Here is a 12,797-nt window from a genome sequence, read left to right on the forward strand (position 1 = left end):
TTGTTTGTATGAACTTAATCTACTTTTTCTCATCAAAACCATCCTAACATAACTTAGTTATCTAGGACAGCCCCAAACAAATTGTTGGTTTTATAGGCTGTATATTTAATACTTACTATGCTTTAAATAAAATTCTAAAAGATAATTCTAAAAATAATATTATAGTTAGTGATTGTTGTTTCTTAGGGTTAGAATATTCTCCAAAAGCTATTGAACAAATTACTTATAAAAATAGTTTTTTTAGTAAAATAATTCTCTCAAGTAATCATCTGGATTTAAAGTTTGAAGATTGTTTATTTAATGGTTTAGAAGTAGATAGTGCAGTATCATTTACAGGAAATTTAGCTTTTCAAGGTAATCATTTTTTATCAGATTTTACATGTAGTACTCTTTTTAAGAGTGCAAGTAATATTACTTTTCACGGAAATATTTTAGATAAAAATTTTACATTAAATAATGTAGAAGATATAAAAGCAGATTGTAATTTCTCAAATAATATTTTTAATGGAAAAGTTGAAATTAAAGGAAATATTTTCAAACAAAAAGTTTTCTTTGAAAACACATCATTTAATGCAACAACAGATTTTTATAATACTACCTTTGAAAAAGAAGCAATATTTAATAAAGCAACTTTCAATGATATAGTCGTGTTTGATAAGACGAGTTTTAATTATCGCCCTAATTTTTTATATACTAGTTTTTATGATTTAGCAGTATTAAGAGAAACTGAGTTTAAAAATGGAATTAATCTTGCGTATATAAACCTTAGAGATAAAGGATGTTTAGCTTTATATAATGAAACAATTGGAAATATGAGCAATAATTCTAGAGAAGATCAAGAAACCTTTAGAATATTGAAGAATGAAGCTCAGAGAAAAAACGATTCTATCAAAGCTATAGATTACTATCAAAAAGAATGCGAAAGTCATAGGAATAGCTTAAGTTGGTTTAAAAATTCAACTGTTGAAAACTTTTCTAATAAGTTTGTTTTAAGCTATGAAAAAATTATAAGCAATTATGGGACATCAGTTCCAAAGTCTTTATTTTGGATTATTTACTTCAACTTTTTATGTTTTGTATATTTTCTTTATACTTATTCATCTTTGAATTTTAACTTTGATTATTGCACTTTGAAACTTACAATTAATGGTTTTTTTAATAGTATAATTCCAGGTGTTTTTTATGGAGAAGATAGTTTTTATAAAAATGCATCTGGAGTATTTAAATCTATTCATTTATTAGGAAATGTACTATTAATATATGAACTTCAGAAAAGCTTTAGAAAATACTCTAGAAGGCTTTAAAGGAATATCTTCTAAGGCGTAATATCATCAATAACATCGCCTACAAGTTGAAAAGGTAGTTTCAATATACAGCTATTTAAACTAATACAACAAACAGCTATTGCAGCAACTAAAAATATTTTCTTTAAACTCATTTTTTATAAGATCAGTATTTAAAACTTATTTTATATAATACCTAAGTGATTTATACATTTGTAGACCTTATTTTAGTAATATTGATTTAATTAGATATTTGTTATAATTAAGTCTAATAAATTTTAGATTATTTATTTGGATAAATATTGTGAAACACCAACTTAAATGGATGGCGTGGGAGACAACTAGGCGTTGTAATCTCAAGTGTGTCCATTGTCGCTCATCTTCAGAATGTGAAGTGCTAGGCCATCCAGATTTCTCTACCGAGGAAGGCTTTAGAATCATTGATAATATAGTCGAGTTTGCTAATCCTGTGCTAGTACTATCTGGAGGAGAGCCTCTTTTACGAGCAGATATTTTTGAGCTAGCTGAATATGGTGCTAGTAAAGGTCTACGTATGGCTTTAGCTACCAATGGCTCATTAGTCACTGATGAGATTTGTGAGAAAATTAAAAACTCAAGCATAAGTATAGTATCTCTAAGTATAGATGGAGCAACAGCAGAGACGCATGATGATTTTCGTAGCCAAAAAGGTGCCTTTGAAGCAACAGTAAATGCAGCAAAACTATTTAAGAAACATGGAATACCATTCTTGATAAATTCATCATTTACCAAACGCAATCAACATGAGATTAAAGATGTTTATAAACTAGCAAAATCTCTTGAGGCTACAGCATGGTATCTGTTTATGATAGTGCCGACAGGTCGAGGTGAAGAGCTTATGCAAGAGTTGATAGATATTGATGATTATCAAGATATTCTAAATTGGCACTATGATATGGAAGCAGATGAGCAAGATATGCTTGTGCGTCCAACGTGTGCACCACATTACTATCGTATTCGTTTTGAGCGTAACAAGGAAGATAATGCAAAGGTTCGTTCACGAGCTCTTAGTTTTGGAACTGGTGGTGGTAAGGGTTGTATAGCTGGGCAAAGTATATGTTTGTTAGATGTTGATGGTAATGTCTATCCATGTAGTTATCTACCTGTTAGTGCAGGGAATGTTAAAGAAAAATCATTTGCAGATATTTGGCAAAACAGTGATGTAATGCATGATATGCGTAATTTTAGTGCTTATGAAGGTAAGTGTGGTTCATGTGAGTTTATTAAGATATGTGGTGGCTGCAGAGCTAGAGCTTATAATATTCACGGTAGCTATCTTGCAGAAGAGCCATTTTGTAATCACATGCCTATCAAAATGAAACAAAAAGAAAATTAAATACGATATTTATCTTTTATTGTCTTTGTAAACCTACAACTTTGGACATCTCAATAATTTTTTTGATATCTTCTTTTGGAGTTGGTTTTTTTCCTCTACCTTGTACTTGATGTGGTATATCTATGAAATTCATAGCTTTCAGATCATAAGTAACATAACCAGTATCTATACTCATAGCATATACACCAATAGATCCAGTTCCTTGATATGCTGCATTATCTTTATAAGCTACGGTTAGATTTTTTAGATCTTTGACAGTAGTCCAAAGAGTCATAGACTTTTCATAAGGTGGTACAGAAACATTCGCTATAATAGATGTAGCATGATAAATAGCCTCTCTATTTGACTTTGGTTCAAGCATAAGTTCAGATAAGGTATAGGCTCTCACAAAGCGAGATGTAGAGCTAAAATCTCCTGGCATACCAATTAGTTGAGCAACCTCTGGACGCGAGCTTTTTACAGTTTCATCATAATTTATAAACTTACCAGCAAAAGTTGGGTTAGAATTTTCAAAAGGCTTAAGTAGCGATTGGTATTCTTTGATATTTTCTAAATGCCAATTATAGCTAGGAGCATTGGTTAAGACATTGCTAGTATTTTCGTATATATAAATTTCACCATTAAGAAATTCGATCACAGCACTATTACCAAGAGAGTCTCTAAGTGATATATGTAGCGGAATATCTTCGACAAAAACACCTGGTTTTAGTTCGAGGGCACTATTTACAAGCTGATGTTGAGATACCAATTTAAGAGCCTCAGGTACATCTTTTGCCATTGCTAATAGGAAGTTACCAATATCATATATAGCAAGGACAGGGCGTGTATCTTTAGGATTGTATTTAGGATATTGTGTTATATCAAGGTATAAAACACTAAATGATAGTCCTTGTGTATTTAAGCCATCAGCAATAGTTCTGTCAAAGCCAAATCTACCAAAATAACCATATTTATTTTTCCAATTTGCAAGTTGATTTGTTGGGATTTTATCTGCATCAATTATTACATTTGTAGTATTCTCAACTCCTACGTAATCCCAACCATTTTCAAAAGCAATATTAATTGGAAAATCCATAGATCTTGCTTCGATTTTATGTTCATTTTTATTTATAAAAACATTTGTACACATAGCTTATCCCTTTTTTATATATGAGTTTATATTTCTAGGTGGTATACTTTACATTATCAAATATACAGTATTCAGAGTTATAAAAAAATGACAAATCAATTTAAAAATATAGTCCTATACAGGATGGTAACACCAGAAAAAACTTGCCCATATGGTTTAAAAGCAAAAGCACTTTTCGAAGAAAAAGGTTGGTGTTTTGAAGATCACATTTTAAAAACTAGAGCTGAAACAGATGCTTTTAAAGAAAAGTATAATTTAGAAACTACCCCTTTAATATTTATCGATGGTAAACAAATCGGTGGCTATAGTGATTTAGTAAATTTTTTAGGTGAAAAATGAAAGACCAATTAAAATATTTTGTCTATGAAACAAAGGTTTTACCTGAGCATATTGATCCTAATAATCATTTAAATAATATTGTTTATCTACAATGGATGCAGGATATTGCAATTGCTCATGTAAAAGCTAATGGAGTATTTGATGTTACAGAGGCTTATGGTCTAACATGGTTTGCAAAGAAGCATACTATCGAGTATTTAGCTCAAGGTTTATTAGGTGATGATATTGTAGTAATCACTTGGGTAGAGAGTATGACAAAGATCTTAACGTTTAGAAAATACCATATCTATAGAAAGTCAGATAAGACTCTCTTATGTAAAGCAGATACTATATGGGTAATGGTAAATGCTCAAAAAGGCCGACCTGCCAAGATTCCTACAGAACTAGTTGAAATATTTGATAAATATAATGATTTTGAAATTGATGATGTAGCTAAGTTAATTTAATTTTTATATTAAATAGTTTAAGGAGCCGTAGAATATGAATATGGCGGATGAAATTATAGATTTTTTTTCTCAAAAGCATTACCCCAAAGTAATTAAAGTCAAAAATGGTAACCTTATAAAATATTATAATGATGGTATTGTTGCTATTTTTCCTATTACTAAAACTTCACAAAAAGCTATGATAGTCTCAGCAGGTATACATGGTGATGAGACAGGTCCAGTGGAATTAGTTTATAAACTTTTTAATGATCTTATAAATGGCAATATTACAATTAGTCGTCCATTAATGATTATAGTAGGTAACCTAGAAGCAATTAGACAAGGAAAACGTCAGATTGAAGTTAATTTAAATAGATGTTTTGATACTGATGAATTGAGCTTAAATAATTCTTTAGAGCATAAAAGGACGATAGATATTATTACAGCAATAGATCATTTTAAAAAAGAACTTGATACTGAAAATATTTCAATAGAGATGTTACTTGATTTACATAGCTATGTTTATCCTGAATATTTCCATCAGTATAAGGATGATAAAACACAGTTTGCAATTTGTGTTAAAGAACAACCATACTGCTTGGATCATGAGAAAATCTTATGTGCTTGTGGTCTTGGTAAAGTTATTACAGATATTAATATGAAAGGAACTTTGGTTTCTTTTATGGTGAAGAAATATCCTTATATCATAGGTATGGTATTTGAGCTTGGACATGCTCATGGATTAGGCGATAATAATCCATTAGATTTGGAGAATATTTCTAACTATATATATACTAAAGTATCTGAGAAATATAACCAAAATAGACAAATAAGTTCTCAGCAAATTGAAAAATATAAATTTTGTCCACCAGTAATTAAAAACAATGAAACCTTTGAATTGAATAATACTATATGTTTAAGAAATTTTACTAAATATAAGAAAGGAACAGTTCTTGCTTATGAGGATGGAGAGGTTATATATCAAGTGCCATCAGATAATCATACTGTACTTTTTCCATGGCCTACCAGACCAGTTGGAGCTGCAGGCACTTATATATTAGAGAGATTGTAAGATTTAGCTAGTTTTATATAAGTAGATGTTAAAAATCTTTTTTAAATTTAAATGAAAAAAAGATTTTGGCACAGATTATTGTTAGAATACATAATATATAATTCTACTTGCTTAATAGAGTTTTGGTTTGCTAAATTTTTCAGAACAAGAATTAAAATGTTTGCTAGAGGATACTCCTGATGGGATCCATATTATAGATCAAAAAGGAAATTTGGTTTTTTTTAGTAAATCTTTTATGAATAATCTTGGATATAACAAAGAAGAGATGCTTGATCTAAATGTAGTTGATTGGGATCCTTTTGCCCCTAGTAAACAACTTCACTCTGTAATTGCAGATTTAATTAATAAGCCTGAGATATTTATTTCAAAACATAAAAGAAAAGATGGTTCTGTAATAGATGTTGAAATAAATGCTAAAGGCATTGTTATTAATAATGAAAAATATCTTTTTGCATCACAAAGAAATATCCAAAAAAGAGATACAACCCAAGTAGATTTGGCTAATAAATTATTAGCTAGTGAGAGAGTTAAGTATAAGACTATTTTGGAATTGGCATCTGATGGTGTGTTTATTATGGATTTTGAAGGCAAGCTTATTGATTATAGTAAAAAAGCACAAGATCTTTTAGGATATTCAGATAGTGAGATGCAGAGTTTATATGTTTATGATTGGGATAAGACTATTACTAAAGAAGAATACTCTCAAATTATTTTAGCACTTAAAGAGGGCCCTATAGAAGTAGAGAGAGAGCATACAAGAAAAGATAATTCCAAATATATTGCTTTTATAACAGCAAATATTATTAACCTCAATAATGAAGATTTTCTTTATGCTTCCGCTAGAGATATAACTGCACAGAAAGAAAATGAGAAAACAATTATTGAGCAAAATGAGCAACTGGAAGCTATGTTTCAAACAGCATTAGGTGGTATTAGTCTATTAAGTTTAGATGGAAGATATGAGTTTGTTAATAATAAATATTGCGAAATGTTAGAATATTCTAGTGAAGAGATATTAAATCAAAGTACATTTGATTTTACGAGTAAAGAATCTTTAAAAGAATATCAAACTATATTTAATAAAGTCACTAAGAAATCTATATATGAAGATTTTGAGATAGTATGTGTAACTAAATCAGGCAAGCTAAAAAGACTAAGATCATCAATAGCATTGATGCCAAATAACAGACAAGTTCTTATGACGACAGTTGATAATACTGATCTATTTAATGCAATGAATACTATTAAAAGACAAACATATATAGATGATCTAACAAAGCTTAAGAATAAAAAATCATATAATGATCATATTAGAGAAAATTTAAAAATATTTAAAAAATATGAACAGCCATTCTCCATGGTTATCTTTGATATAGATTTTTTCAAAAAAATTAATGATAATTATGGGCATTTAATCGGAGATCAGGTCCTTGCAGAACTTGGTAGTTTAATATCATCTAACATTAGGGAAAATGATAATGCATTTAGAATTGGTGGAGAAGAATTTGCATTAATCTTAAAAAATACTTCGCTAAAAAATGCAACTCTAGTCGCTGAAAAATTTAGAAGTATAGTTGAACAAAAACTTAAAACAATTAAAAATAAAACCATAACTATAAGTGCTGGAGTTACTGAAGTTATAAAAAATGATACTATAGAGACTATTTATAATAGAGCTGATAAATGTTTGTATAAAGCAAAAAGTCATGGTCGAAACAATATAGTAGCTTCTAATTAGAAAGAGTTGCTTATTGGTATTTAAATAATCTCTCAATTTCAAATAAAATTCTCTAAAAGATATATTCTTAACTAAGCCTAAATAATAGTTTACATTTTTTTGTAAAAAATATAAGTTTATCTTATAGTGTATATTATTTTCGGTGAGAAATGTCTAGAGATTTAAATATCGCAGTACTTGAGGCTTCAGATTCAAAAATGCGAGAAAAATTAAGTGGATGTAATATTATAGAATTTTTTAAAACTAATGATATTTCTAGAGATTTTGAGCAGATTGATGCTTTTGTGATAGATTATTCTGATTTAAGTACTTCTGAATTCATTGAGATTATTAAAAAAATTAGATCAAGTATATATACATATCTTAAACCTATATTCTGTAATACTAGCGAGTACATTAACTATACAGTAGAAAAATTTACAGATACACAGGATTTAATAAAGCTTGTTGAAAATGTTAATAGTGAAATTAAAAACTTAGAGAAAACTGTCCAAAATATTAATAATATAGCAAATAATTGGCAAGCTCGATTTCTAGTATATCTATGTACACGAAAGTCCACTACAAACTTAACTCCACAAAGAAATAAATCTACAGCTACATGTTATAGTTATCCAATTCTAGATGTATTTGCTCAAGATGAAGGTTTTGATTATTATGAATGGATAAGAGAGCTTAAGAATCTAGATATTATTAAATATAAAAAGCTTATAAAGTCATTTTTGTATTGTTCTAGCTGTGAATCAACACATACATTACTTTCTAAAAGATGTCCTGAATGTCATAGTGAAGATATAATTGTTGGTGCTGATCATAAGCAATCACAGAACTACTCTTGTAGATCATGTGAAAGTGTATTTGTTGCACCAGAGGTAGTTTCTGAGTGCGTTAATTGTGGAACTATAACATCTTTAGAGCAGATGCGTAAGCGCAATATTATTGAATATACTCTTACTAATAATGCTGAGCATCATATTAAGATGAATTTATTAAAGTATTCGATACCTGTATTTGATGAGATAAATTATGTTGTTCCAGAGTTTTTTTATAGTTTTGTTGACTGGACATACTCAATGCAAAATAGAAATCCTGTATATGAGTTTTCATTAATCCATATTAGTATATTTGATTATATAGGTATTGAAGATATTAACTCTATATCGAAGGCCTTAAGAGATGTATTACGAAAAACAGATATGCTTACTAGAATGTCTCTACGTGATATATGGCTATTGCTACCAAATACTTCTACAGAAGGTGCAGAAGTTGTTATAAAAATGATTAATGATGCACATTTGTCAGAGAGAGATAAAATTGAGGATTTAATTAATATTGATCTTTTTCACTCGAAGTCGTTAGAGGATTTTTCTAATGCGGAGAGATTTTTACAGAAACTATCTGCGAAAGAGTAACTTTTTAAATTTATCTAAAACCTTTTATAGTAGAATATATGGCATTCTAAATGTTATTCACGTTGTTAAAAAGAAGTAAACAGCTGTTTACTGGAACATATATTGTTTGCATTATATATGTGAATTATAATCAAGAGTGAATGTATTAAGTCTAATACAAATCTGTTCTAATAGTTTTTAGATATTAAATAAGCCAACTAAATTAGAGAGGGTTATATGAGTAAATCAATAGTCACTGAAGGAATGTCAAATGTATTAAGTATAGTTTTTAATAACTGTATAGGAAATTTAAAATATAAAATAGCTACTCTAAAATTTGATGATAGGCTTCTTAAAGAGTTTACTAATAAGCTTATTAAAAGCCCAATACCATCTTTTGATATTGATAGTTTCAAAGATTATCTATCAAATAACGCTATATCTCTAGATGATTTGTCTAGTGATGATGTAACTAAGCTAATAATTAATTACAATCAAGATAATTGTAAATCTAGTACTGATAAAAATATTTAGTTTTTAGTTAAAAGGATAATATTTTAAATTTACTTTTTGTTATTTTTTACTATTTCAACCGGACCATGATCATCACAATGATCGCCATGAGGATGATGTAATCTACCATCAACGATATAATCTGTATGATCGCCATGAGGTACTGCTTCATGCCCACAATCAGGTCCATGAACGTGGTCACAACATTCATCTTTGATAGGTTTACAGACATCAGGATTTTCTTTTGATACTTCTAGAGTATGTTCATCATAATGATTTTCATGCTTGTGGTGAAGATGTCCATCATGTAAATAGTCATAATGATCACCATGTTTTATTTTTGTATGGCCACAGTTCTCATTATGCTCATGGTTATGATTTTTGTGAGTTTTACATTTGCTCATAATAGTTTCTCCTATACTTAATTAAAAATACCTCTAGTATTATTCTAACAGTTTTTGCCTCAAACCTTCAAATAAATAGATAGTTGCTGCTTGGGCGACATTCAAAGATTCAATATTACTTAATGTAGGAATCATAGTTTTTTCACCAATTGAGAAATCTTGTATACCATTTGCCTCTTCACCAAAGACTAATATACTATTTTTAAGTTTAAAACTTTTATCATAACAAGAAATTCCCTCGTGTGGGGTAGTTAACCAAACTTGATGATTTTTAAGTTTTGGTATAGTTTTAAGTTGTTTAATGTTATCAAAGTAGCTGAAATTTAAACTAAATTGAGCGCCCATCCCAGCACGAATAGCTTTAGGATTAAATGGATCTACAGTTCCATTGACAAGAACTATTTCTTTTAGCCCAACTGCTATTGCTGTGCGAAGTATTGTACCAATGTTACCTGGATCTTGGATTCTATCTAATACTAGTATAAAATCATCATCAAAGTTAAGTTCTTTAAATTCTTTTTTATATGCTAATACCAAAACTCCCTGAGGGTTTTGAGTTTGTGATAGCTCATTAAAATCTTTCTCTGAAACAATATATTTTTTATCTAAGGGATATAAGTCATTATTTGATTTCTCAGTTATTATTATTGCATGTATATCTGATTGACTAAGTCTTTCAATAGCTTCTTGGCAGCATCGAAGACCTTCTATAATATAGTAAGAAGATTTTTTCCTTCCTTGAGATGTGTGCAGCTTTTTAATTTCTTTATATAATTTTTGTGTAAGAGTTCTCATTAATATTAACCAAATATAGCAACTTCATATATTCTATGTCTTTTCTATTGATCTTTAAATAATGAATATATCTATTTTTGATATATAAACAAAGACATGTTAAGTTAAATATACACGTAAGAAAAAATATAAATATCAATGCAAAGAGAAAAAGGAGCATATGCTCCAGTATTTTATCCAGCGATTATTTTGGCATCTATACTAGCATTATTAGGTATTTTATTTCCAAAAGATTTTGCTAACTATATGTCAATTATCCAGAATTTAATTTTAGATAAATTTGGTTGGGCATATATTTTAGCAATGAGTATTTTTGTTTGCTTATGTCTAATTTTAATGTTTAGTCGATTTGGAGATATTAAATTAGGTCAGGAGCATGATTTGCCTGAATACAATAATATATCTTGGTTTGCGATGCTTTTTGCAGCAGGCATGGGTATTGGTTTGATGTTTTATGGTGTTGCGGAACCTTTGAAGCACTTCTTAGCACCACCAGATGTTTCGAATGATCAATTAGAAATAGTCAAGCAGGCAATGAATACAACTTTTTTTCATTGGGGTATAGAAGCTTGGTCTGTGTATGTAATAGTAGGATTATCATTAGCATATTTTGCTTATAGACATGATTTACCATTATTACCACGTTCAGTACTTTATCCAATCTTAGATAATAAAATATATGGACCAATAGGGCATGCAATAGATATCTTTGCAATATTAGGTACATTATTTGGTGTTGCTACATCCCTAGGTTTTGGGGCTATGCAGGTAAGTTCAGGAATGAACTTTTTAGTAGGTTTGCCTGATACTGTAAGTATGCAAGTAATTTATATTATATTTATTGTTGCATTAGCTACATTGTCTGTTGCCTTAGGCCTAGATAAAGGTATTAAAGTTTTGAGTAATTTTAATATAGTTTTAGCATTATTCTTATTAGCATTTGTATTATTCCTTGGTAATACAACAGGACTGATACAGGATTATGTCCAAAATGTAGGATATTATCTAAGTAATCTAGTTCATCAGACTTTTAATTTATATGCTTATAATAAAGAGAGTCAGGAATGGTTAAAAGATTGGACATTATTTTATTGGGGATGGTGGATAGCATGGTCTCCTTTTGTGGGAATGTTTATTGCTAAAGTTTCTAAGGGAAGGACAATTAGGCAGTTTACTATAGGGGTTTTATTTATCCCAACAGGATTTACATTCTTATGGATGACAGTATTTGGTAATTCAGCTATTGATATAGTTATGAATACAAATGCTCAAAGTCTCATAGATGCAGCAAATAATAATATTCCTGTTGCTCTTTTTAAATTCTTTCAATATTTTTCATTTTCAACAATATTATCTATTTTAGCTGTATTTTTGATAGTTACTTTTTTTGTAACATCAGCGGATAGTGGAGCATTAGTGATAGATATATTAGCAACAGGTAATGCAAAGCAATCTATAACTATACATAGAATCGCATGGTTTGTATTAAGTGGACTTCTTGCTATTTCACTTATTTTAGCAGGGGGTCTAGAGGCCTTACAGTCAGCGACTATAATTAGCGCATTTCCTTTACTGTTTATTTTATTTATGATGTGTATTTCGTTAGTAAAATCTTTGAGGCTAGATTATTTAAGGGTTAAAAGTATAGAAACACACTCAACCGTTGTACAGTATGTAAAAGCAAATACATCTTGGCAAAAAAGACTAGAGGCTATTGCCCATAAACCATCAAAAGATCAAGCAATAGATTTTTTACAGAAAGATGTAACGATAGAAGTACTTGAAGTTGCAGATGAGATGGAAAAAAATGGTATAAATGCAGAAATCATTAGAGACTATGATCATGTACAGTTAATAATCTCAATAGAAGATGGTGAAGATTTTGTATATAGTGTGATGCTAAGAGCGTATCAATCAAGAGAGGGGACTTATAATAGAGTTGAAGTTCTATTAAGTCATGGTGGACAGTATTATGATATTATGGGTTATTCAAAAGATCAGGTAATTGCAGATATTGTTAATCAATATGATAAGCATTTACATTATTTACATTTAGCTGTTGCAGATAGGGATATTATTAATTAAGGATAGCATAACTAAAGTTTAGTATCCAAGCGAAGCTTATCCATGCAAAATAAGGTATAAGCAAATATCCTGCAGTTTTACTAATATTATTAAATACTCTAATATTCCAAAGTAAGAATATCCATAATACAGACATTTCTAATAATGCTAAATCTATTTGATGCCAACAAAAAAAAAGACTGTTGAATTAATATCCCAAATTGTTAGATATATTTTGTAAAATACAGATGTTACAGATATTAGTATTT

The 12,797-nt window shown here is 29.2% G+C and carries 13 protein-coding genes and 1 pseudogene; 9 read left to right on the plus strand and 5 right to left on the minus strand.

The annotated features are described in order from the left end of the window. Window positions 1-647: 647 nt before the first annotated feature. Window positions 648-1,304, plus strand: coding sequence for a hypothetical protein (locus tag R8535_RS09680; protein WP_442902178.1), 657 nt, complete (start codon window positions 648-650; stop codon window positions 1,302-1,304). An 11-nt stretch (window positions 1,305-1,315) separates the two neighbouring features. Here R8535_RS09680 and R8535_RS09685 read toward each other — a convergent pair whose 3' ends face one another. Then, window positions 1,316-1,438, minus strand: a complete 123-nt coding sequence (locus R8535_RS09685; RefSeq protein ID WP_329498789.1) for a hypothetical protein — start codon at window positions 1,436-1,438, stop codon at window positions 1,316-1,318. A gap of 149 nt (window positions 1,439-1,587) precedes the next feature. Between R8535_RS09685 and R8535_RS09690 the strand changes: the two genes are divergently transcribed. Then, window positions 1,588-2,658, plus strand: a complete 1,071-nt coding sequence (locus tag R8535_RS09690) for a radical SAM/SPASM domain-containing protein (RefSeq protein ID WP_329498791.1) — start codon at window positions 1,588-1,590, stop codon at window positions 2,656-2,658. A gap of 16 nt (window positions 2,659-2,674) precedes the next feature. Here the strand turns inward: R8535_RS09690 and R8535_RS09695 are convergent, their stop codons facing one another. Continuing rightward, window positions 2,675-3,787 (minus strand): linear amide C-N hydrolase, encoded by a 1,113-nt coding sequence (locus tag R8535_RS09695; RefSeq protein WP_329498792.1) that lies wholly within the window; start codon window positions 3,785-3,787, stop codon window positions 2,675-2,677. An 87-nt stretch (window positions 3,788-3,874) separates the two neighbouring features. Here R8535_RS09695 and R8535_RS09700 point away from each other — a divergent pair, with 87 nt between their 5' ends. The 6 genes from R8535_RS09700 to R8535_RS09725 all read left to right on the plus strand — a co-directional run bounded on the left by R8535_RS09700 (window position 3,875) and on the right by R8535_RS09725 (window position 9,286). Continuing rightward, complete coding sequence (locus R8535_RS09700; RefSeq protein ID WP_329498795.1) at window positions 3,875-4,126, plus strand: glutaredoxin domain-containing protein; 252 nt, start codon at window positions 3,875-3,877, stop codon at window positions 4,124-4,126. Beyond that, a complete protein-coding gene (locus tag R8535_RS09705; protein ID WP_329498797.1) occupies window positions 4,123-4,572 on the plus strand; it encodes an acyl-CoA thioesterase in 450 nt (149 codons plus the stop codon). Before R8535_RS09700 ends, R8535_RS09705 begins: the two co-directional genes overlap by 4 nt. 34 nt (window positions 4,573-4,606) lie before the next feature. After that, window positions 4,607-5,623, plus strand: a complete 1,017-nt coding sequence (locus tag R8535_RS09710; RefSeq protein WP_329498799.1) for a succinylglutamate desuccinylase — start codon at window positions 4,607-4,609, stop codon at window positions 5,621-5,623. 127 nt (window positions 5,624-5,750) lie between these two features. Continuing rightward, window positions 5,751-7,361 (plus strand): sensor domain-containing diguanylate cyclase, encoded by a 1,611-nt coding sequence (locus R8535_RS09715; protein ID WP_329498801.1) that lies wholly within the window; start codon window positions 5,751-5,753, stop codon window positions 7,359-7,361. A 149-nt stretch (window positions 7,362-7,510) separates the two neighbouring features. Further along, a complete protein-coding gene (locus R8535_RS09720; protein ID WP_329498802.1) occupies window positions 7,511-8,773 on the plus strand; it encodes a hypothetical protein in 1,263 nt (420 codons plus the stop codon). A 216-nt stretch (window positions 8,774-8,989) separates the two neighbouring features. Further along, window positions 8,990-9,286, plus strand: a complete 297-nt coding sequence (locus R8535_RS09725) for a hypothetical protein (RefSeq protein WP_329498803.1) — start codon at window positions 8,990-8,992, stop codon at window positions 9,284-9,286. Between the two features lie 29 nt (window positions 9,287-9,315). On the opposite strand, the gene R8535_RS09730 is transcribed toward R8535_RS09725, so the two are convergent. Both R8535_RS09730 and R8535_RS09735 read right to left on the minus strand, forming a co-directional pair. Beyond that, complete coding sequence (locus R8535_RS09730) at window positions 9,316-9,669, minus strand: hypothetical protein (RefSeq protein WP_329498804.1); 354 nt, start codon at window positions 9,667-9,669, stop codon at window positions 9,316-9,318. A 39-nt stretch (window positions 9,670-9,708) separates the two neighbouring features. Next, complete coding sequence (locus R8535_RS09735) at window positions 9,709-10,464, minus strand: TrmH family RNA methyltransferase (RefSeq protein ID WP_329498805.1); 756 nt, start codon at window positions 10,462-10,464, stop codon at window positions 9,709-9,711. Window positions 10,465-10,602: 138 nt separating this feature from the next. On the opposite strand from R8535_RS09735, the gene R8535_RS09740 reads away from it, so the two are divergent. Continuing rightward, a complete protein-coding gene (locus tag R8535_RS09740; protein WP_329498807.1) occupies window positions 10,603-12,549 on the plus strand; it encodes a BCCT family transporter in 1,947 nt (648 codons plus the stop codon). Here R8535_RS09740 and R8535_RS09745 read toward each other — a convergent pair. After that, window positions 12,542-12,727, minus strand: a pseudogene (locus tag R8535_RS09745) (tryptophan-rich sensory protein); the annotation flags it as partial. The gene R8535_RS09740 and the pseudogene R8535_RS09745 overlap by 8 nt on opposite strands. Between the last annotated feature and the right edge of the window lie 70 nt (window positions 12,728-12,797).

This window comes from Francisella sp. 19S2-4 (assembly GCF_036281795.1).
GTDB lineage: Bacteria > Pseudomonadota > Gammaproteobacteria > Francisellales > Francisellaceae > Francisella.